We start from the raw sequence: 21,901 nt of genomic DNA, 5'->3' as shown, positions 1-21,901 counted from the left end.
GATTTGACATGAACCTGCACCCGAACCTTCGCCATAGCCTGCTGGCCAGCGCCCTGCTGCTGGCCGCAGGCCTGGCCCAGGCCGCCGAGCCGGAAATGGCCAAGGGGCTGCAACAGGCCAAGACCTACACCGTTGCCAGCGCGCCGATCGAGCCGCTGCTGATGGACCCGCCCAAGCTGCCCGACCTGTCCGGCTACACCGCCGCCGCCGTGCAGCAAAAGATCGACCGCGCGCACAAGGGCAAGGTCAGCGTGCGCCGCATGCTCCAGGAGGACACCCTCAAGGAGTTCATCGGCGGCGACAACAAGGGCGCCGAATGGGTGCGCCGCCAGCACGGCATCCCCCAGGCGATCTTCATCGACGACGGGCATGTCGACCTGGTGGAACTGAGCAAGAAGGTCCCCAACCAGTACCTGCGCGAAACCGCGCCGGGTGTCTACCTGGCGCGCCTGCCGATCGTGGTCGGGCGCAAGGGCGTGCTGGAGATCGACGGCAAGGTCAAGGAGCTGCGCCTGTCCGAAGAGGGCGGCGCGTTCATCGTCAACGACGGCAAGCTGTTCGTCAGCGACACCCAGGTGACCGGCTGGCGTGAACAGGCCAATGGCCCGGCAACCTTCCGCAAGCCCGATGAGTTCCGCCCGTTCCTGCTCAGCTGGGGCGGCACCGAGACCTACATCGTCAACAGCAAGATGGCCAGCTTCGGTTACGCCAAGTCCAAGTCATACGGTGTGAGCATCTCGCAGTACACGCCGAACATGGCCAAGCAGATGGGCCGCCCGGAACCCACCGGCTGGATCATCGGCTCCGAGTTCAGCGACATGTGGTACGGCTTCTACTGCTACGAGACCAGCGACTTCGTGGTCAAGGACAGCACCTACCGCGACAACATCGTCTACGGCATCGACCCCCACGACCGTTCGCACCGCCTGATCATCGCCGGCAACACCGTGTACGGCACCAAGAAGAAACACGGGATCATCGTCTCCCGCGAGGTCAACGACAGCTGGATCATCAACAACAAGAGCTACGACAACAAGCTCTCGGGCGTGGTGATCGACCGTAACAGCGTCAACAACCTGATCGCCTACAACGAGATCTACCGCAACCACACCGACGGCATCACCTTGTACGAAAGCGGCGACAACCTGATCTGGGGCAACAAGCTGATCAACAACCGCCGCCACGGCATCCGCGTGCGCAACAGCGTGAACATCCGCCTGTACGAGAACGTCGCCATGGCCAATGGCCTGGTGGGCGTGTACGGGCACATCAAGGACCTCTCCGACACCGACCGCGACATCGCCCTCGACCCCTTCGACACCAAGGTGTCGCTGATCGTGGTCGGCGGCGAGCTGGCGGCCAACGGCTCCGGCCCCTTGTCGATCGACTCGCCGCTGTCGGTGGAGCTGTACAAGGTGTCGATGCTGATGCCGCGCAAGGCCAACGGCATCAGCTTCAACGGTGTGCTGGGCGAGCGCCAGGACGAAATCCTCGACCTGCTGGTGCGCCAGCAGAAGGCCGTGCTGATCGACCCGGTCGAACGCCAGACCGAAATGATCGATTAAGGAAGCCCAGACCATGACCCCACACCTGATCAAACTGCTCGGCCTGTCCGCCGCCCTCCTGGCCATCAGCCAGGGCGTGCGCGCCGAGGACGTCAAGGCGCCGACCTTCAGCGCCGAACCCTGCTGCCAACTGTGCCCCGAGGCCCATGACGCCAGCCGCTATACCACGCGCTACCAACAGAACTTCACCACCCTGGTGCAAGCCCAGGGCGACTGGCTGTTCCGCACCCGTGAAGACCTGCGCACCGAGTTCGACACCACCCCCGGCGGCTACAAACGCCTGCAGCAGGTGCACGACGCGTTCAAGAAGCGCGGCGTCGAGCTGGTGGTGGTGTACCAGCCCACCCGTGGCCTGGTGAACCGCAACATGCTCAAGCCCGAAGAGAAGGCCGCGTTCAATTATCAGAAGGCCCTGCACAACTACCAGGCCATGCTCGCCCGCTTCGCCAAGATGGGCTACAACGTGCCCGACCTGTCGCCGCTGACCAACGAACAACTGGCCGCCGCCGACCAGGGCAAGGACTTCTACTTCCGTGGCGACCAGCACTGGACGCCCTACGGTGCCGAGCGCGCGGCAAAAATCGTGGCCGACACCGTGCAGCACATGCCGGCCTTCGAAGGCATCCCGCGTAAAGAGTTCGAGACCAAAAAATCCGGGCGCATGGGCAAGACCGGCACCCTGCACAACGTCGCCGGCCAGCTCTGCGGCACCAGCTACGCGGTGCAGTACATGGACCAGTTCGCCACCGAGCCCAAGGGCGGCGCCAGCGGCGGCGACGACCTGTTCGGCGACGCGGGCAACGCGCAGATCACCCTGGTGGGCACCAGCCACAGCGGCAAGAACTACAACTTCTCGGGCTTTCTGGAGCAGTACATCGGTGCCGACGTGCTCAACGTCGCCTTCCCCGGCGGTGGCCTGGAGGGCTCGATGATCCAGTACCTGGGCAGCGAAGAGTTCCAGAACCACCCACCGAAGATCCTGATCTGGGAGTTCTCCCCGCTGTACCGCCTGGACCAGGAAACCATCTGGCGGCAGATCCTCGGCCTGCTCGACGACGGCTGCGACGGCCGCCCTGCGCAGATGAGCGCCAGCGCCACCCTCAAGCCCGGCAAGAATGAGCTGATGGTCAACGGCAGGAATGGCGTGATCAAGGACCTGGTCAACCGCAACCACCAGCTCGACATCAAGTTCGAGGACAGCTCGGTGAAAGTGCTGCAGGCCACCCTGTGGTACCTCAACGGCCGCCACGAGGACATCAAGATCGAGAAGCCCTCGACCTCCGACACCGACGGCCGCTTCGTCTTCCAGATGCGCGAGGACGAAGACTGGGCCGGGCAGAACCTGCTGGCCCTGGAAGTCCAGGGGCCGGAAAGCGGCACCCAGAAAGTCGAAGCGAAACTGTGCAAACGCAACAACTTCGCCAGCCCAGCGCAACACACCGCGCAAGCTGGCCAGTGAGGCGACCATGACATCCATCAGCCACAAGACCGCTCCCGCCCTGCTCGCCCTCGCCCTGTTCGGCGGTGCGGCGCAGGCCGCGCTGGTACCGCCCCAGGGGTACTACGAGGGCATCGAAAAGCTCAAGACCGGCGACGGCAACTTCCGCTGCGAAGCGGCGCCCAGGCCCTACACCGGCTCGCTGCAGTTTCGCAGCAAGTACGAGGGTTCCGACAAGGCCCGGGCGACACTCAATGTCGCCTCGGAGAAAGCCTTCCGTGACTCGACCAAGGACATCACCACCCTTGAGAAGGGCGTGAGCAAGATGATCGGCCAGTACATGCGCGACGGCCGCCCGGCCCAGCTCGACTGCGCCCTGGACTGGCTCGGCAGCTGGGCCCGCGCCGACGCGCTGATGTCCACCGACTACAACCACACCGGCAAGTCCATGCGCAAATGGGCGCTGGGCAGCATGAGCGGTTCGTGGCTGCGCCTGAAGTTCTCCAACTCGCAGCCGTTGGCCGCGCACCAGGCCGAAGCCGAAGCCATCGAAAAATGGCTGGGCCGCCTGGCCTCGCAAACCGTGCGCGACTGGAGCGACCTGCCGCTGGAAAAGATCAACAACCACAGCTACTGGGCGGCCTGGTCGGTGATGGCCACCGCCGTGGCCACCGACCGGCGCGACCTGTTCGACTGGGCCGTGAAGGAATACCGGGTCGGCGCCAACCAGGTCGATGCCCAGGGCTTTTTGCCCAACGAGCTCAAGCGCAAGCAGCGCGCCCTGGCCTACCACAACTACGCCCTGCCGCCGCTGGCGATGATCGCCAGCTTCGCCCAGGCCAATGGCGTGGATGTGCGCGGCGAGAACAACAACGCCCTGCGCCGCCTGGGCGAGAAGGTGCTGAACGGCTCGAAAGACCCCAGCGCGTTCAAGACCCGCAACGGCGAGAAGCAGGACATGGGCGACCTGAAGATCGACAGCAAGTACGCCTGGCTCGAACCCTGGTGCCAGCTGTACCGCTGCGACGCCCAGACCCTCAAGCGCAAGCACGGCATGCAGCCGTTCAACAGCTTCAGGCTGGGTGGTGATTTGACCCGGGTCTACGACCCGAGCGCAGAGCAAAAGAAATAGGAGATCCCTGTGGGAGCGGGTTTACCCGCGAACAAGGGCGAAGCCCTTGCCAGGCACCTCGGTGGCTGCTTCGCGGGTAAACCCGCTCCCACAGAGTAATAAGTTGCTCCCCGGTCCACGGCTGGGGGGTTTGGGGGGCGCTGTGCCCCAGGTGCTGTGCATAACTAGGAGAACCGGGATGGTCTTCTCGTCCAACGTGTTCCTGTTCCTGTTCCTGCCGGTCTTCCTCGGCTTGTACTACGTGAGCGGGAACCGCTATCGCAACCTGCTGCTGCTGGTTGCCAGCTACATCTTCTACGCCTGGTGGCGGGTGGACTTCCTCGCCCTGTTCGCTGGCGTGACCCTGTGGAACTACTGGATCGGCCTCAAGGTGGGCGCCGCTGGCGTACGCACCAAGCCCGCCCAGCGCTGGCTGCTGCTGGGCGTGGGCGTCGACCTGTGCATCCTCGGCTACTTCAAGTACGCCAACTTCGGGGTCGACAGCCTCAACGCGATCATGACCTCGATGGGCCTGGAGCCGTTCATCCTCACCCACGTGCTGCTGCCGATCGGCATCTCGTTCTACATCTTCGAGTCGATCAGCTACATCATCGACGTGTACCGCGGCGACACCCCGGCCACCCGCAACCTGATCGACTTCGCCGCGTTCGTGGCGATCTTCCCGCACCTGATCGCCGGCCCGGTGCTGCGCTTCAAGGACCTGGTCGACCAGTTCAACAACCGCACCCACACCCTGGACAAGTTCTCCGAAGGCTGCACCCGCTTCATGCAGGGCTTCATCAAGAAAGTGTTCATCGCCGACACCCTGGCGGTGGTCGCCGACCACTGCTTCGCCCTGCAGAACCCCACCACCGGCGATGCCTGGCTCGGTGCGCTGGCCTACACCGCGCAGCTGTACTTCGACTTCAGTGGCTACAGCGACATGGCAATCGGCCTGGGCCTGATGATGGGCTTCCGCTTCATGGAGAACTTCAAGCAGCCCTACATCAGCCAGTCGATCACCGAATTCTGGCGGCGCTGGCACATCAGCCTGTCCACCTGGCTGCGCGACTACCTGTACATCACCCTGGGCGGCAACCGCAAAGGCACCTTCAACACCTACCGCAACCTGTTCCTGACCATGCTGCTGGGCGGGCTGTGGCACGGCGCCAACTTCACCTACATCATCTGGGGCGCCTGGCACGGCCTGTGGCTGGCCATCGAACGCGCACTGGGCCTGGACACCAACCCACAGCGCTTCAACCCGGTGAAATGGGCCTTCACCTTCCTGCTGGTGGTGGTCGGCTGGGTGATCTTCCGCGCCGAGAACCTGCACGTGGCCGGCCGCATGTACGGCGCCATGTTCAGCTTCGGCGACTGGCAGTTGTCGGAACTCAACCGCGCCAACCTCACCGGCCTGCAAGTCGCGACCCTGGTCGTGGCCTACCTGAGCCTGGCGTTCTTCGGCCTGCGCGACTTCTACCGCAATGCCGCGCCTGCCCCCAGGGCCACCCCGCTGCAGATCAACGCCGATGGCTCGGTCGGCCTGGACTGGACGCGGATCATGACCCGCGCCCTGGTGCTGCTGCTGTTCATCGCCTCGGTGCTCAAGCTCTCGGCGCAGAGCTACTCACCCTTCCTGTACTTCCAGTTCTGAGGCCCGACACATGAACCGGACACTTCGCATCACCTACTCGCTGTCGTTCATGGGCCTGCTGGTCGGGCTGGGCGCCTGGTCGGTCGGTGGCCTGGACAGCTTCACCCGCACCGGGCAGATGACCCTGCTCGACGGCAAGCTGGCCAAAGCCGCCGAAACCCACTACGACGAGCAGTTCCCGATCAAGCGCCTGGGCACCAACCTGTGGGCCGCGCTGGACTTCAAGCTGTTCAATGAAGGCCGCCCCGGCGTGGTGCTGGGCCGCGACCAATGGCTGTTCAGCGACGAAGAGTTCAAGCCCGCCGTCGACGCGCAACAGCAGATGCAGGACAACCTGGCGCTGGTGCGCGGCATCCGCGACACCTTGCAGCGCCAGGGCGTGCAACTGGTGCTGGCGATCGTCCCGGCCAAGGCCCGCCTGTATGCCGAGTACCTCGGCAAGGAGACCCCGGCCAGCCTGCACGACGACCTGTTCAACCAGTTCCACGCCCAGGTGCGCCAGGCCAATGTGTTCGCCCCCGACCTGCTGGCCCCGCTGGAGCAAGCCAAGGCTCGTGGCCAGGTGTTCCTGCGCACCGACACCCACTGGACGCCGCTGGGCGCCGAGGTGGTCGCGCAATCCCTGGCCGAAGCCGTCAACCGCCAGGGCCTGCTCAGCGGCGAGCCCCAGGCGTACATCACCGAGGCCGGCGCCAGCGCGCCGTACAAAGGTGATTTGACCAACTTCCTGCCGCTGGACCCGCTGTTCAGCAACCTGCTGCCCACCCCGGACACCCTGCAGCAGCGCAAGACCCAGCCGGTGCAGGCCGAAGGCGAAAGCGGCGACGACGCGCTGTTCGACGACAGCCAGATCCCGGTGGCGTTGGTGGGCACCAGCTACAGCGCCAACCCGCACTGGAACTTCCTCGGCGCCCTGCAGCAGGCCCTGCGCAGCGACGTCGCCAACTACGCCGAAGACGGCCACGGCCCACTGCTGCCGATGCTCAAGTACCTGCAAAGCGACGCCTTCAAGAACGCCCCGCCACAGGTTGTGGTGTGGGAATTCCCCGAACGATATCTGCCAATGAAGAACGACCTCAGCGCCTTCGATCCGCAGTGGATCGCGCAGCTGAAGAACTCCCGCAAATCCGAAGAAAACCTGGCCCTGTCGTCCAACCGGACGGACCACTGAAGATAGAGAGGAACACGCACATGACCACCAAGACTTCCATTGCCAAAGCCCTCACCCTCGCTGCCGGCCTGACCCTGGCCTCGATGCAGGCCTTCGCCGGTGCCGACGCCGCCCTGTACGGCCCGAGTGCGCCGAAAGGTTCGACCTTCGTGCGCCTGTACAACGCCACCAGCGCCCCTACTGCGGCAAGCGTGGGCAATACCCAGATCAAGCAGGTCGGCGCCCAGGCCAGCAGCGACTTCAGCTTCCTGCCCGGCGGTGACTACACCGCCCAGGTCGGCGGCAAGAACGTCCCGGTCAAGCTGGCCGCCGACAAGTACTACACCCTGGTCAACAACGCCAGCGGCAACCCGCAGCTGATCGAAGAGCCACCGTTCAAGAACAAGCAGAAAGCCCTGGTCCGCGTGCAGAACCTCAGCGACCAGCAACTGACCCTGAAAACCGCCGACGGCAAGACCGAAGTGGTCAAGCCGGTGGCGGCCAAGGGCCGTGGCGAGCGCGAGATCAACCCGGTGAAGGTCAACCTCGCGCTGTATGCAGGCGACAAGAAAGTCGGCGACGTCAAACCCGTCGCCCTGGAGCGCGGCGAAGCAGCCGTGCTGTATGTCACCGGCTCCGGCAGCAGCCTGTCGCCGGTCTGGGTCACCCGCCCAGTGTCCACTAACTGATCCCTGCCTCTTAACGACCTTATTGGAGAAACAACATGATCCCGGTAATTCTTTCTGGTGGTAGCGGTTCGCGTCTGTGGCCTTTGTCGCGCAAGCAGTTCCCCAAGCAGTTCCTGGCCCTGACCGGCGAGCACACACTGTTCCAGCAGACCATCCAGCGCCTGGTGTTCGACGGCATGGACACGCCCATCGTGGTCTGCAACAAGGACCACAAGTTCATCGTCCAGGAGCAGTTGGGCGCGCTGAAGCTGCAAACCCAGGCCATCCTCATGGAGCCCTTCGGCCGCAACACCGCACCGGCGGTGGCGATGACCGCCATGAAGCTGGTCAATGAAGGCCGTGACGAACTGATGCTGGTGCTGCCGGCCGACCACGTGATCGAGGACCAGAAGGCCCTGCAACGCGCCCTGGCCCTGGCCACCGTGGCCGCCGAGCGCGGCGAGATGGTGCTGTTCGGCGTGCCGGCGACCAAGCCCGAGACCGGCTACGGCTACATCCGCTCAAGCCAGGATGCGCTGCTGCCCGAAGGCGTGGCCCGGGTGGCGCAGTTCGTCGAAAAGCCCGACGAAAAGCGCGCCGCCGAGTTCGTCCGTGCCGGCGGCTACTTCTGGAACAGCGGCATGTTCCTGTTCCGCGCCAGCCGTTTCCTCGAAGAGCTGAAGAAACACGACCCGGACATCTACGACACCTGCCTGCTGGCCCTGGAGCGCAGTGACGAAGAGGCCGATGTGCTGAGCATCGACGAAGCCACCTTTGCCTGCTGCCCGGACAACTCCATCGACTACGCCGTGATGGAAAAGACCCAGCGCGCCTGCGTGGTGCCGCTATCGGCCGGCTGGAGCGACGTGGGCTGCTGGTCGTCGCTGTGGGACGTGCACGAAAAAGACGAAAACGGCAACGTCACCAAGGGCGACGTGGTGGTGCAGGACAGCCACAACTGCATGATCCACGGCAACGGCAAGCTGGTGTCGGTGATCGGCCTTGAGAACATCGTGGTGGTTGAGACCAAGGACGCCATGATGATCGCCCACAAGGACAAGGTTCAGGGGGTCAAGCAACTGGTCAACACCCTCGATGCCCAGGGCCGCAGCGAGACCCAGAACCACCTCGAGGTGTACCGCCCGTGGGGCTCGTACGATTCGGTGGACATGGGCGGGCGCTTCCAGGTCAAGCACATCACCGTCAAGCCGGGCGCCGCGCTGTCGCTGCAGATGCACCACCACCGCGCCGAGCACTGGATCGTGGTGTCCGGCACCGCCGAGGTGACCTGTGACGAGAACGTGTTCCTGCTGACCGAGAACCAGTCCACGTACATTCCAATCGCCTCGGTGCACCGCCTGCGCAACCCGGGCAAGATCCCGCTGGAGATCATCGAAGTGCAGTCCGGAAGCTACCTGGGCGAGGATGATATCGAGCGCTTCGAGGATGTGTATGGGCGTACTTCCACGCCGGTAGAGCGTGGGATTTCGGTGAAGACCATCGCGCAGTAAAACGTTGGGACCGCTTCGCGGTCCATCGCGGCACAAGGCCGCTCCTACAGGGGAATGCAATCCTCAGTTGGAGCGGGCTTGTGCCGCGAAAGGAGGGCAAAGCCCTCCCGCTTTTGAGGCATTCCCCATTTCCCGCTAGGATGATCAAACCCCCGCCACCAAGGCCTGCTCCACCATGATCATCGGCGCCCTGCTCGTCCTCACCTGGCTGGTCCTGCTGCTGCGCTACCCGGCCAAGGCCCTGCCGATTTCCCTGGCGGCCGTGTGCGGCCTGGGGCTGGTGGCACTGGGCGTCGCCTGGCAAGACAACCGCGAAGCGTCGCAACTGGCGCGCCTCGATCTGCGCCTGAGTTACGCCCCCGACCAATGCCCCGCCGACCGCGCCCTGCAGGTGCGCATGAAGAACGGCAACGACGTCCCCTTGTCAGAGCTGCGCTGGCGCGTGGGCGCCTATGCCCCGGGCGATACCGTGAACCTGGCCGAGAACACCTATGCCGCACCGCGCTATCGCGGCCCGGGCGAATTGCAGCCCGGCGCCGAGTGGAGCGACTGCCTGCCAGTGCCACCGTTGCGTTCGGGGTATCGGCCGCAGACCCTGGAGTTTCGTGCCGAGCATCTGCAGGGTACATTCGCCAATTGATTCTTTGCCTGTACCGGCCTCTTCGCGGCGGTTCGACGCTTCGATGAACCCGCTCCCACAGGTACCCCACAGTATTCAAGGCCTGTGCGATACCTGTGGGAGCGGGTTTACCCGCGAAGAGGCCAGAACAGCCAACACAAACCTCCCTTCATGAAAGGCCTCAAAGATGCCCACCGTCCTCATCACCGGTTGTTCCAGCGGCATCGGCCGCGCCCTGGCCGACGCCTTCCGCGATGCCGGCCACGAAGTCTGGGCCACCGCCCGCAAGCTCGACGATGTCGACACCCTGCTCGCCGCCGGCTTCGCCGCACGGCAACTGGATGTGAATGACAGCGAGGCACTGACCCGCCTGGCCGACGAGCTGGAAGACCGCCACGGCGGCCTCGACATCCTCATCAACAACGCCGGCTACGGCGCCATGGGCCCACTGCTCGACGGCGGTGTCGAGGCCATGCGCCAACAGTTCGAAACCAACGTCTTCGCCCTGGTGGGCGTGACTCGCGCGCTGTTCCCGCTGCTGCGCCGTTCGCGTGGGCTGGTGGTGAACATCGGCAGTGTCTCGGGCGTGCTGGTCACGCCATTCGCCGGTGCCTACTGCGCCTCGAAGGCGGCGGTGCATGGGCTGACCGACGCGCTGCGGCTGGAGCTGGCGCCGTTCGGTATCCGGGTGATGGAAGTGCAGCCGGGGGCGATTGCCTCGCAGTTCGCCAGCAATGCTCAGCAACAGGCGGAACAGGTGCTGGCGAGCGATTCGCCGTGGTGGCCGTTGCGTGAGCAGGTGCAGGCCCGGGCGCGGGCTTCGCAGGATCGGCCGACTTCGGCGGCAGTGTTTGCCCAGCGGTTACTGGCCGCTACGCGCAAGTCGCCAGTGCCGGCGCTGGTGCGTATCGGCAATGGCAGCACGGCGTTGCCGTTGATGGCGCGGGTGCTGCCGCAGAGGCTGCTGGATTGGGTGCTGCGCAAGCGGTTCGGATTGTTGCGACCGCTCTGACGTCATCGCGGGACAAGTCGCCCCTCATCGAACTGTGGGAGCGGCTTTAGCCGCGAACACCGGCAGAGCCGGAGCCATCCACCGCGCCGCCTGCTTCGCGGCTAAAGCCGCTCCCACAGGTTGTGTGGCGCGCTGGCGAACACAGTTCCTGGTCGAACGCCTGCCAGCCGCCACCCAGGGCCTTGTACAACCCCACCAACGCCTGCGACACCGCCGCCGAGCTGTCGATCCACTGCTCTTCGCTGGCCAGCAGCGCCCCCTGCACGGTCAGCACATTGAGAAAGTCCACCGCCCCTTCCACGTACTGACGCTGCGCCGTCTCCAGGGCGATGCGGTTCTGCCGCACGGCCTCGGCCAAGTGGTCGCGGCGCAACTGGCTGGCGTTGTACAGGCGCAGCACGTCATCGATCTCATGCCAGGCGCCCAGCACCACCTTGCGGTAGTTCAGCGCCGCTTCCTGTTGCTGGGCTTCGCGCAGCTCCAGCGTGCCCTTGAGCCGCCCACCCTCGAAAATCGGCAGCGACAGTTGCGGCCCGAAGGCAAAACGGCGTGAGTCCCAGCCGCCGAAATCGGACAGCTGCATAGCCTGGAAACCGACACTGCCCGACAGGCGAATGCTCGGGTAGAAGTCAGCCTTGGCCACGCCGATGCTGGCGGTGGCCGCATGCAGGCGGGCTTCGGCCTGGCGGATGTCCGGGCGGCGCTCGGCCAGTTCGGACGGCAAGCCGATGGCAAACTTCTGCTGCGGCGCGGGCAGTTCGCCGCCCCGCAGCAACTCGGCCTGCAAGCTGCGCGGCGGTTCGGCGGCGAGCAGGCTGAGGGCGTTGATCAGGTCGTCGCGGCGGGCTTCCAGGCTGGGCAGTCGCGACTCGATCGACGCGACCTGGGCGCTGGCCTGGGCCACATCAAGGCGCGTGGCAACACCCTCGGCCTGGCGGTCTTCGGACAGTTTCAGGCTGTGACGGGCAACCTTGAGGTTGTCCTGGGTCACCTCGAGGGTGTGCTGCACGGCGCGCATTTGGATGTAGTTGCCGGCGGTTTCCGACAGCAAGGCCAGCAGCACCCCACGGCGGTCGTTCTCAGCCACTTCGACACTGGCATCGGCCGCCTCGACCTGGCGCCGCACACGGCCCCACAGGTCCAGCTCCCAGCCGGCGACCAGGTCGCCCTGCCAGAGGTTGAAGGCCGATTTGCCCGCCTTGCCCGACGGATCGCTCAAACCTTCGGCGCTGTTGCGCGCACGGCTGTAGCCGGCGTTCGCGTCCACCGAAGGCATTTCGTCGGCGGCCACGGTGCTGCGCAGGGCGCGGCTTTGCAGCAGGCGCGCGCTGGCCATCTGCAGATCGAGGTTGCGCTCGGCGACCTTCTGGATCAGCGCACTCAACTGCGCATCATGGAAACTGTCCCACCAGCGCAGCTCCAACGGCTCAGCCACCGGTTGGCTTGGGGCCGCCTGGGCCTGCAGCGCGGCCCAGTCTTTTGGCGCGTCACCGACAGGGCGCTGGAAGTCCGGCCCAAGGGTACAGCCGGCTAGCAACATGGCCAACAGGACGGGGGCCGCTGCGCGCCCCTTTCGCGACACAAGGCCGCTCCTACAGGGAATCGCGCTCGCCTGTAGGAGCGGCCTTGTGTCGCGAAAGGGCTGCGCAGCAGCCCCGACGCTCTCAAGTCTTTCAACCACATCGATCAGTTGGCCACTCATCGCGCAGTCACCTCTTTGCCGTCGAGCCGGTCCCCCTGGGTATCGATGGTCGCCTCCACCGACATGCCCACCCGCAGGCGAGCAAGCAGCGGCTGGCCGTCATCGAAGACGATCTTCACCGGGATGCGCTGCACCACCTTGGTGAAGTTGCCGGTGGCGTTGTCGGGTTTGACGGCGGCGAAGGTAACGCCAGTGGCCGGGGCGATGCTTTCGACATGACCGTGCAGCTTTTCACCGGAGAAGGTGTCGACGCTGATGCTCACCGGCTGGCCCGGCTGCACGTGGGTCAGCTGGGTTTCCTGGAAATTGCCGACGATATAGGCGCGCGCCAGCGGTACCACCGACAGCAGCCGCGCCCCCGGATTCACGTAGGCACCCACGCGCAAGGCGCGCTCGCCGACCATGCCGTCCACCGGCGCGGTGATGCGGGTGTAGGACAGGTCCAGCTGCGCTTTCTCCAGCCCCGCTTCGGCACGTTTAAGCTGGCCATCGGCGCTGGCCACCTGGGCGCTGAGGATGTCCACCTGCTTGCGCGTGGCCACCAGCGCCGCTTGTACGTTGGCCAGCCGTGCCCGGGCCTGATCGACCCGGCTGCGCGCCTGCTGAGCATTCTGCACGGTGCCAGCGCCCTGCTCGGCCAGGCGGCCGTAGCGGGTGACTTCGTGGTCGGCGAAAGCGGCTTCGGCCTGGGCCGCTTTCACCGCCGCCTCGGCCTGGGCAATCACGGCAGCCTGACGTTCCAGGGTGGCGCGGGCATCCAGGCTCTGGGCCTTGGCCACCAGCAATTGGGCCTGGGCAGCATCGAGGGCCGCCTGGTAATCGCGTGGGTCGATGGTCGCCAGCAACTGGCCGGCCGTGACCTGCTGGTTGTCTTCCACCAGCACCTCCTTGATGAAGCCCGCCACCTTGGGCGCGACCACGGTGTAGTCGGCGGTGATGTAGGCATCGTTGGTGCTCTGGCGATGATCGCTGCCGAGCATCCAGGGCCCGACGATGGCGGCCAGCACGGCCACGGCCAGTACAGAGCCAATGAACAGGGTTTTGCGGTTGTTGGTCATTTCAATGTCTCGAATTCATCCACAGGCTCAGGCCACCGCACGCGGTGGATAGATGCGGGTAGGCACGAAGGGGATCAGGCAGATCAGGGCGACGGCGAAGCCCGCCATCACCAGGTAAAGGTCGGCCGAGGTCAGCACCAGAGCCTGGTCATGAATGCGCTTGGCCAGGCCGGCGGTGTTGTCGTCGATCAGTGGCGCATTGCCCAGGCGGTCGACCAGGTGGTTGGAATGGAAATGCCGGCGCACGGTGCCCAGGGCATCGAGCAGGCCACCGGCGATCACCGCCGACAGGCCCTTGACCGTGTTGAACCAGCTGGAGGCGAACGGGCCTTCCTGTGGGGTCATGCCGTTGGTCGAGAGCATCAGCAGCGGCAGCACCGCCATCGGCTGGCCGAACACCTGCAGCAGGTAGAAGGGGTAGAAGTCGCCGCGGATCCACTGCGAGGTGAGCAGGCTGCTGCCCACGCACGACGCCGCCAGCATGGCCAACCCGAGCGCCAGCACCCAGCGGCAGTCCACCGCGCGGATGTTGCACAGCGCCGCCGTCAACGGCAGGGCAATGAGTTGCGGCATGGCCACCAGCATCATCAGCGGGCTGGTCTGCGCCGGGCGATAGCCCTGGATTTGCGCCAGGTACGCAGACGGAATGCTGCCCACGCCAGAGAGCACGATCAGCACCCCGGCCAGTGTCACCAGAGCAAAGCTCAGGTTGCGCCGCGACAGCATGCGCAGCTGGAAGAACGGCAGCGGCTCGGACCATTCGTTGTACATGAACAGCACCAGCAACAGCAGGCCGCCGCCGAGCAGCCAGCAGATCAGCGGCGAATCGAACCAGCCCCAGCGATCGCCCAGCGACAGGCCAAGGACGATGCTGCTGATCGCCGGCAGGCCGAGCAGCACGCCGCGCCAGTCGAACTGCTTGAAGCGCTCCAGGCGCAGCGGGTCCTGGGGCAGGCCCCAGCCCACGCAGGCGATGGCCAGCAAGGAGGGCAGGATGATCTGCCAGAACGCCCACTGCCAGCCGACGTATTCGGTCCACAGGCCCGCCAAGGGTGTGCCCAGGTTGGGCCCGAAGGTGGCGGTCAGGGCGTAGCAGGCCAGGCCGTAGACCTTGATGCCCGGTGGCAGGAAGCGCAGCGCCACGCTCATCAGCATCGGTGGCAGGGCACCGGAGGCGAAGCCCTGCAGAATGCGCAGCAACATCAGGCTGTGCAGGTTGGGGGCGAAGGGTTGGATCAGGCCAAGCACGGCGAACAGGCCGACGGCGGACATGGTGAAGCGGCGCAGCGAAAAGGTGGTGGCCAGCCACGGCGCAAAGGCCATGGCCGACACCGAGGCGGCGCTGTACACCGCCAGCAACCAGGCGCCTTCGTCGGCACCGATGCCCATGGCGCCACGGATGTCGCTCAGGGAAATCTTGGTCACCGACTCGTTGAGCCCGGCGCACAGCACCGCCAACAACACGCCGAACAGCCCCACTACCACCCGCAGGCCGAACGCCGTCTGCACAGGGGCGGCCGGCGCGGGGGCGGCGGCCAGCGCGGCAGAGGGCGCGGTCAGGGAACTCATGGAATGACATCTCCAGCAACAAATTCAGGGCTGGGGGAAGTCTAAGAAGGTCGAATGCTGACGAAAACTGACTTGTTGGCAGGTTTATGTTGCGTCAGACGCAATCCATGGAAATCGCGCATCCCCTGTAGGAGCGGCCTTGTGTCGCGATGGGCTGCAAAGCAGCCCCGGCGATCTTAGCGTGATCGCCGAAATCCGGGGGCCGCTGCGCGCCCCTTTCGCGACACAAGGCCGCTCCTACAGGGGATGCGCAAGGCTTGAGGCTGGCATGGGCTCGCCCGCGCAGCAGGCCCGCATGGTCCGGCGCAACCAGCGATGCGCCGGGTCGTTGTCGAATCGCGGATGCCAGGCCTGCATCACCCGCACCTTTTCCAGCGGCACCGGGATATCGAACGAACGCAACGGCAGGCCGAACTTGGCCACGCTGCCGAGGATGTTCGCCGGCATCGGCAGGAGCAGGTCCGACTCCGGCAACGAGAACATCGCCGAATGAAAGCTCGGCGTGATCAGCGCTACCCTGCGCTGCACGCCATGGGCGCCCAGCTCCACATCGATCGGGCCGTTGGCCCGCCCGCGTCGCGATACGCTGATCTGCGGGTAGCGGGCAAAGCGCTCCGGGGTGATCTCGGCGTCGAAGATCGGGTGGTCACCCCGCGCCAGCCCGACGAACCAGGTGTCGAACAGGCTCTGCACCTTGATCTCCGGCCCCATGTCGATGCTCGAACTGACCACCAGGTCGATCTGCCCGTGGCGCAGCACCAGGTCGTCGTCGCCCTGGTGCTCAGGTACGAAACGCAGCACGGTGTTGGGTGCCTGTTCGAGCATCATGTGCAGCAGGCGCGCGCCGTACAGGGCAATGAACAGGTCGTTGGTGCGGATGTTGAAGGCCCGGTCGAGGTTCGCCAGGTCGACCTCGTCGCCACTGCGAAACACCAACCCGGCCTGCTCCACCAGCGCCCGAACCTGGTCGCGCAGGGCCAGCGCCCGGGGCGTCGGCACCAGCCCGCGGCCGGCGCGCACCAGGATCGGATCGCCCATGGCCTCGCGGATACGCCCGAGCGTGCGGCTCATGGCCGCCGGGCTCAGGTTCATGCGCTGGGCGGCACCGACCACACTGCCTTCGTCGAGCAGGGCGTCGAGGGCGACGAGCAGGTTCATGTCCGGGAGTTGCATGGCCGTTTTCCGTGACAGCTGTGGGAAACGAGATGGTATCAGGTTGGTGGATTGCGTCTGGCGCAATGGCACCGTGCGTGGGGGGCCATTTATCCCGGCCGATCGATGCGTCAGCCTGTAACGGCCCAATCGCGGGGCAAGCCCGCTCCCACGAGGGAGACCTGTGGGAGCGGGCTTGCCCCGCGATTGGGCCGCCACTGCCAACAAGGAACTCCCATGCCCCAATCAGTCCTGATCGCCATCGACGCGTCCCCCGCCAGCCACGCCCTGCTCGACCTTGCCCGCCGCTACTGCCGCTCGGGCGAACACACCCTGCACGTGCTGCTGGCCATCGACGCGACCTTCGCCGTGCACGAGCAGCGCACGGCCTACACCGAGCAAGAGCTGGAGGAATACCCCGCCGCCTGCGACGAGCAGCAGTTGGCTGAACATGCCGTGAGCAACGCCGTGAAGACCCTGCGCGAAGCCGGCTTCGACAGCCTGGGCTGCATGGTCGCCGGCCAGCCGGAGGACGTCATCGTCGCCAAGGCCCGGGAGTTGGAGTGCGTGCTGATCATCATGGGGCACCGGCATCTGTCGCGGCTGGGGCGACTGCTGGATCCGTCGATCAGCGCCAAGGTGATCGACCGGGTACAGGTGCCGGTGCTGGTAGGTGCAGCGACAGGGGCGTGAATCTGGCATGGCCGGAATCTGTAGTGGTTTCGCCGACGCCATCGCGGGGCAAGCCCGCTCCCACGTTGTTGAGCTTCAACTGCCCAGTTTTCCTGGGGACAGTCCATCTCGTGGGAGCGGGCTTGCCCCGCGATAGCGTCCTCGAATCACTCCCCGCTCGGCTTGACCACCACAGTACAAGTCGTCCCCGCCGCCAGCAGGTAGCCGTCCGGCACTTCATCGATATGAATCCGCACCGGCACCCGCTGCGCCAGCCTTACCCAGTTGAACGTAGGGTTCACATCGGCGATCAACTCGCGGCTCTGCGGGTTGTCGCGGTCGTAGATACCCCGGGCGATGCTCTCCACATGCCCGCGCAGGCGCTCGCCGCTCATCATCTGCAACTCGGCCACGTCGCCCACCTTTACATGGGGCAACTTGGTCTCCTCGAAGAAGCCGTACACCCAGAACGAGTTTTCATCCACCACCGCCATCACCGCCTCGCCGGTGCGGGCGTAGTCGCCCTTGTGGATGTTCAGGTTGGTCACGTAGCCGTCGACGGTGGCGACGATCTGCGTACGCTTGAGGTTCAGCTCGGCCGCCGCCAGCTGGGCCTGGGCCTGCTGGTAGTCGGCCAGCGCCGAGTTGGCGATGTTGCTGGCGTCGTCGCGGTTCTCCTTGGATATCACCAGGTTGTCCATGTCGGCACGGCGCTTGGCGTTGACCTTGCGCATTTCCCAGGTGGCCTTGCGCGAAGCGACCAGCGCCTTGGCCTGGTCCACCGCCAGCTGGTAGTGCTCGGGGTCGATGCGGATCAGCACATCGCCCTTCTTCACCCGCTGGTTGTCCTTGACCGGTACATCCACCACATAGCCCGGCGCGTCGGCGGCGACGTTGATGATGTCGGCGCGCACCCGGCCGTCGCGGGTCCAGGGCGTGGTCATGTAGTGCAGCCACAACTGGCGGCCGATCACCACGGCAGCGGTCAGCACCAGCAGGGTGGCGATCAGGCTGAAGAACTTTTTCATCGAGGGTTTCTCACCAGTAGAGCGATAGCGCCAGGGCGCCGAACAGGCAGACGAACAGGGAAAGGCGCAGCAGCGCCGGGTGCCAGAAGAAGCGGTAGCCATCAACGCTTGCAATGAACCGGTCGAGCCCCCAGGCCAGGCCCAGGGCGAACAGGAACATCAAGGTCATGGTGGGCATGTACACGCCATGGAAGGCGATCTCACGGGGCATCGTGCAATCCTTTCGCCGGAGCCAACGGCGACTGTGGGTCGAGCAGGGAGGTTCGGATGAAGTGCAGGTAGCTCTGCGCCCGGCGCAGCACCGAGGTGTCGAAGTGCCGGGCGAAGGGCTCGTCGGTGGCCTGCACCCGGCTGATGGCATGGTCCACTGCCACCAGGGCGCGTTCGTGGTTGCTGGCGCTGGGTTGCAGGAACAGCCGCGCCAGCGCCCGGCCCATGACGCGGATGGCCTGGCGCCAGGGCTGCGACTCGGCATAGGCCGGGTGCACCGGCGCGCGGGCCTGCTCCTTGCGCAGTTCGATGACGGCGTGGCCGATCTCCAGCACCGTGAACATCCAGCCCATCAGTTGGCTTTGCACCTGCGGCTTGCCGGCGGCCAGGCCATAGGCCTGGTGCAGCAGGTCGCGGGTGCGGCTTTCGAAGGCCGAGCCCAGGCCGCGCAGGCGCCCGCTGATGGCGAACAGCACCTGCTCGCGCAGCTCCTGCTCCAGGCGGCTCCACAGCCAGCGGCTGTTGGGCGGCAGGATGATCGCCCCGGCCGCGGCGCAGACGAACATGCCGATGACCATGCCGATGTAGTCGTTGATGAAGGTGTAGGGGTTGTAGACGGTGAGGTTGTTGGGTACCGAGCCGATGGCGAAGAACACCAGCAAGCCCAGGCCATAGCCGGCGTAGGCCGGGCGTGAGGCAAGGAACGCACCGAGCACGAACACCGGCGCCAGCACCATGCACAGCAAGGGGAAGCCGTCGATCCAGGGGAACACGAAGAAGGTTTCGAAGAAGCCGATGAAGGCGCCGATCGCCGTGCCGCAGGCCATCTGGAACGACATGCGCTTGGGGTTCGGCGAGGCCGCCGACAGGCCCACGGTGACGGTGGCGATCAGGGTCATCATGGCGCCGCTGGGCCAGTCGCTGAGCAGCCAGTAGCTGCCCAGCAGCAACAGCACCGCCGAGGCGCGCACGCCAGCGGCCGCCGACACCAGCCAGCTGGTCTGGGCCACGTAAGGCTCGTCCCATTGCTCGCGCTCGTGGCTATGCACGGCCAGCGAGGCGTGGGTCTCGGCGTAGCTGTACATCTCGTCGACGAAGCGGTAGAGCAGCTCGAAGGCCGTGTGGAAATCGAGCAGGTCGGACTCGCTGGGGTCGGTTTCCAGGTAGTCCGCCCGCAGCCCGCGGACCTGGGCTTGCAGGCCTTCTTTATAGGTGCCCAGTTCGAGCGCCAGGCGCAGCGCATCGGCGTCGGTCAGCGCACGCCCCACATAGGGCTGCAACAGCTCGGCCAGTGTCTCAAGGCCCGGCTCGATGGCGCCGACGATCTGCAGTGGGCCACGGGCGCGCAGGCGCTCCAGCAGCCGGTGCAGGGCGTTGAAGCGGGTGGTGATAGCCATGAACTCGCTGTTCATGCGGACCAGCCGGCCAGAGCGGCGGCGCATGTGCGGGTCTTCGAAGGCGGTGACGTTGCGTAGGCTCTCAAGCCCCACCGCTTCGGCGACGAAGCGCACGTTGCTGGTCTCGTAGCGGTCGCGCTGGCTGTCGCCGCGCAGCGCTTCCACCACCACCCCGGCGAAGGTGCCGAAGCGCTGGTACAGGGCGTTGCGCATGGCGGCGCTGGCCGACTGCGGCAGGATCGCGGCGCTGACGAAGGTCGACACCAGGATGCCCAAGGCGATTTCCAGCACCCGCCACACCGCGGCCATGAACGCCTGGTCGGGGTGTTCCAGCACCGGCAGGCCGATCATCGCCGCGGTGTAGCCGGCCAGCACGAAACCGTAGGCGCGGAAGGTGCGGTAGCGCATGGCACCGGCCGAGCACAGGCCCACCCACAGGGCCAGGCTGGGCAGGAACAGCTCGGTGTTCTGCGGGAAGATCGCGATCAGCGCAACCATCATCGCCGAGCCAGCCAGGGTGCCGAGCACCCGGTAGAAGCTCTTGGCGAACACATGGCCGCTTTGCGGCTGCATGACGATGAACACGGTGATCATCGCCGTGCGCGGCTGCGGCAGCTCCAGGCGCATGGCCAGCCACAGGGTGATGAAGGCCGCGGCCAGGACCTTGAAGATGTACACCCAGGTAACGCCGTCGGTGCGCGCCCAGGCGAAGAAGCCCCGGCGCCATTCCAGGCTCTGCAGCCAGCGCAGGGGCAAGCTCAGTGCGCTCATTGGGCGTGGTCCGCGTGGTCGAGGAGTTTGTCGACCACCGTCAGGGCGGCCGGGGTCTTCGGTGCGGCCTGGCGCTGTCCATCCGGCACGTCCTTGCCGGCTTCCAGGCCGCCGCCCAGGGCGGTGACCAGTTCGGCATGGGCGATCAGGCGCGCGGCCTGCACTTGCTGTTGCACCTGTTGCTGGCGGAACAGCAGGGTCTGGGCGTTGAGCACGTTGAGGTAGTCGGTGAGGCCGCGCTGGAAGGCCACGGTGGCGATGTCGTAGGTCTTCTGCGCGGCGGCCACGGATTCGGCGGCGAAGTGGGCCTGCTCCTGCATCGATTCTCGGCGGATCAGCTGGTCGGAGATATTCTTCAGCGCGCCGATCACCGTCTGGTTGTAGCGCGCCACGGCCACGTCATAGCCGGCCGAGGCCACGCCCAGCTGCGAACGCAGGCGGCCACCGTCGAAGATCGGCAAGCTGATCGCCGGCCCGACGTTGTAGTTGAACTTGCGCCCGGTGAGGAATTCCAGCGGGCCGCCGCCGGTGGCCATGAAGCCGAGGCTGCCCACCAGGTCGACATTGGGGAAGAAGCCGGCATGGGCCACATCGATGCCGCGCGCCTGGGCGGCGACCTGCCAGCGGCTGGCGACCACGTCGGGGCGCTGGCCGACCAGTTCGGCGGGCAGGTTCGACGGCAGCTTGAGCGGCGCGCCGAGGGTCAGGCTTGGCCGCTGCAGTTTGCCGCCCTCCCCCGGGCCCTTGCCGGCCAGGGCCGCCAGCTGATTGCGGGTCAGGGCGATTGCTTCGTTGAGGCTGTCGATCTGGCGGTGGGTCTCGGGCAGCGGCGCTTCGGCCTGGCTGAGCTCGAAATGGGTGCCGATGCCACCGTCGAGGCGGCGCTTGGCCAGGGCGACGATCTGCTCCTGCTGGGCCAGCTCGGCCTGGACGATATCGCGCCGGGCAAACTGCAGGCTGAGCTGGATGTAACTGCGCACCACGTTGTTTTCCAGCTCCAACTGGGCCTGGCGCGCCTCGGCGACGCTCATGTGGGCCTGGTCCACGGCCTGCTCGCTGGCATTGCGTTCGCGGCCCCACAGGTCCAGCGCGTAGCTGAAACCGATGGCGGCGTTGTTGTCCCAGGTGTTGGCGCCGGACAGCGCGCCGGGGCCGTAGAACTGATCCTCCGGCCAGTTGTGGCGCTTGAGCGAGGCCTGGCCGTTGGCCTGGAACCGCTCGGCCGACTCGACCACGCCGGCCATGGCCTTGGCTTCACGCACCCGCGCGGCGGCCATGGCCATGCTCGGGCTGCCCTGCAGGGCCAGCGCTACCCAGGCATTCAATTGTGGGTCGCCATAGGCGCGCCACCACTGCTGGGCCGGCCAATGGGCATCACGCGCCGCCTCGCCAATGGCAGCGTCGGTGGTCAGTTGGTTGGCTTGGATTGTCTTGCTTTGCGGGGCAATGCCCCAGGTTCCGATACAGCCGCTCAAGGACAAGCTAAGGGCACAGGCACTGAGCGCTCGGAGCGCTCCGATGTGGCGACGCGGCACAGCTGCGATTTCCCGAGGAAGAGGTGGAGGGGCTGGGCCATTCTAGGGGTGGCTTTCATTGGCGATAAGCGCATAT

General features: G+C 65.9%; 17 protein-coding genes and 1 pseudogene. 10 read left to right on the top strand and 8 right to left on the bottom strand.

The window, feature by feature from the left end:
• Positions 1 to 8: 8 nt before the first annotated feature.
• The 9 genes from algG to ABE459_RS15055 all read left to right on the top strand — a co-directional run bounded on the left by algG (position 9) and on the right by ABE459_RS15055 (position 10,731).
• Entirely contained in the window at positions 9 to 1,565 is a 1,557-nt protein-coding gene (gene algG, locus ABE459_RS15095; protein ID WP_125462670.1) for a mannuronan 5-epimerase AlgG, read from the top strand.
• Positions 1,566 to 1,578: 13 nt separating this feature from the next.
• The gene (locus ABE459_RS15090; RefSeq protein WP_323830718.1) at positions 1,579 to 3,024 is read left to right on the top strand and encodes an alginate O-acetyltransferase; all 1,446 of its coding nucleotides are present in this window, start codon (positions 1,579 to 1,581) and stop codon (positions 3,022 to 3,024) included.
• Between the two features lie 7 nt (positions 3,025 to 3,031).
• A complete protein-coding gene (locus ABE459_RS15085; protein ID WP_323830717.1) occupies positions 3,032 to 4,135 on the top strand; it encodes a mannuronate-specific alginate lyase in 1,104 nt (367 codons plus the stop codon).
• Positions 4,136 to 4,313: 178 nt separating this feature from the next.
• Positions 4,314 to 5,771, top strand: coding sequence for an MBOAT family protein (locus ABE459_RS15080; RefSeq protein WP_323830716.1), 1,458 nt, complete (start codon positions 4,314 to 4,316; stop codon positions 5,769 to 5,771).
• Positions 5,772 to 5,781: 10 nt separating this feature from the next.
• Entirely contained in the window at positions 5,782 to 6,942 is a 1,161-nt protein-coding gene (locus ABE459_RS15075) for an alginate O-acetyltransferase (RefSeq protein ID WP_125462666.1), read from the top strand.
• Positions 6,943 to 6,962: 20 nt separating this feature from the next.
• Positions 6,963 to 7,610, top strand: coding sequence for an alginate O-acetyltransferase AlgF (locus ABE459_RS15070; RefSeq protein ID WP_125462665.1), 648 nt, complete (start codon positions 6,963 to 6,965; stop codon positions 7,608 to 7,610).
• 35 nt (positions 7,611 to 7,645) lie between these two features.
• Positions 7,646 to 9,100: a mannose-1-phosphate guanylyltransferase/mannose-6-phosphate isomerase gene (locus tag ABE459_RS15065; RefSeq protein ID WP_346648054.1), complete on the top strand. Its 1,455-nt coding sequence runs from the start codon at positions 7,646 to 7,648 to the stop codon at positions 9,098 to 9,100.
• A 175-nt stretch (positions 9,101 to 9,275) separates the two neighbouring features.
• The gene (locus ABE459_RS15060; protein ID WP_125462663.1) at positions 9,276 to 9,740 is read left to right on the top strand and encodes a multidrug transporter; all 465 of its coding nucleotides are present in this window, start codon (positions 9,276 to 9,278) and stop codon (positions 9,738 to 9,740) included.
• Positions 9,741 to 9,906: 166 nt separating this feature from the next.
• Positions 9,907 to 10,731 (top strand): SDR family oxidoreductase, encoded by an 825-nt coding sequence (locus ABE459_RS15055; protein ID WP_232882164.1) that lies wholly within the window; start codon positions 9,907 to 9,909, stop codon positions 10,729 to 10,731.
• A gap of 145 nt (positions 10,732 to 10,876) precedes the next feature.
• Here ABE459_RS15055 and ABE459_RS15050 read toward each other — a convergent pair.
• From ABE459_RS15050 to ABE459_RS15035, 4 genes and pseudogenes are all read right to left on the bottom strand, one after another.
• Positions 10,877 to 12,271 (bottom strand): annotated as a pseudogene (locus ABE459_RS15050) (efflux transporter outer membrane subunit); the annotation flags it as partial.
• A gap of 158 nt (positions 12,272 to 12,429) precedes the next feature.
• Positions 12,430 to 13,491: an HlyD family secretion protein gene (locus tag ABE459_RS15045; RefSeq protein ID WP_323830715.1), complete on the bottom strand. Its 1,062-nt coding sequence runs from the start codon at positions 13,489 to 13,491 to the stop codon at positions 12,430 to 12,432.
• Between the two features lie 27 nt (positions 13,492 to 13,518).
• Positions 13,519 to 15,060 (bottom strand): MFS transporter, encoded by a 1,542-nt coding sequence (locus ABE459_RS15040; protein WP_323830714.1) that lies wholly within the window; start codon positions 15,058 to 15,060, stop codon positions 13,519 to 13,521.
• A 237-nt stretch (positions 15,061 to 15,297) separates the two neighbouring features.
• Complete coding sequence (locus ABE459_RS15035) at positions 15,298 to 16,233, bottom strand: LysR family transcriptional regulator (protein ID WP_346648053.1); 936 nt, start codon at positions 16,231 to 16,233, stop codon at positions 15,298 to 15,300.
• Between the two features lie 216 nt (positions 16,234 to 16,449).
• On the opposite strand from ABE459_RS15035, the gene ABE459_RS15030 reads away from it, so the two are divergent.
• Positions 16,450 to 16,905: a universal stress protein gene (locus ABE459_RS15030; protein ID WP_323830713.1), complete on the top strand. Its 456-nt coding sequence runs from the start codon at positions 16,450 to 16,452 to the stop codon at positions 16,903 to 16,905.
• A gap of 146 nt (positions 16,906 to 17,051) precedes the next feature.
• Here the strand turns inward: ABE459_RS15030 and ABE459_RS15025 are convergent, their stop codons facing one another.
• Genes ABE459_RS15025 through ABE459_RS15010 form a run of 4 tightly spaced genes read right to left on the bottom strand, consistent with a single transcriptional unit; the run spans position 17,052 to position 21,825 of the window.
• Complete coding sequence (locus ABE459_RS15025) at positions 17,052 to 17,912, bottom strand: HlyD family secretion protein (RefSeq protein WP_323830712.1); 861 nt, start codon at positions 17,910 to 17,912, stop codon at positions 17,052 to 17,054.
• A 10-nt stretch (positions 17,913 to 17,922) separates the two neighbouring features.
• Complete coding sequence (locus ABE459_RS15020; protein WP_028689551.1) at positions 17,923 to 18,123, bottom strand: DUF1656 domain-containing protein; 201 nt, start codon at positions 18,121 to 18,123, stop codon at positions 17,923 to 17,925.
• Positions 18,113 to 20,290: an FUSC family protein gene (locus ABE459_RS15015; protein WP_125462654.1), complete on the bottom strand. Its 2,178-nt coding sequence runs from the start codon at positions 20,288 to 20,290 to the stop codon at positions 18,113 to 18,115. Before ABE459_RS15015 ends, ABE459_RS15020 begins: the two co-directional genes overlap by 11 nt.
• Positions 20,287 to 21,825 (bottom strand): efflux transporter outer membrane subunit, encoded by a 1,539-nt coding sequence (locus ABE459_RS15010; RefSeq protein ID WP_323830711.1) that lies wholly within the window; start codon positions 21,823 to 21,825, stop codon positions 20,287 to 20,289. The genes ABE459_RS15015 and ABE459_RS15010 overlap by 4 nt, the downstream gene beginning before the upstream one ends.
• Positions 21,826 to 21,901: the final 76 nt, after the last annotated feature.

The sequence above is a fragment of the Pseudomonas sp. TWI923 genome (assembly GCF_039673365.1).
GTDB lineage: Bacteria > Pseudomonadota > Gammaproteobacteria > Pseudomonadales > Pseudomonadaceae > Aquipseudomonas > Aquipseudomonas sichuanensis.
This window is presented reverse-complemented; position numbering and strand designations above follow the sequence as displayed.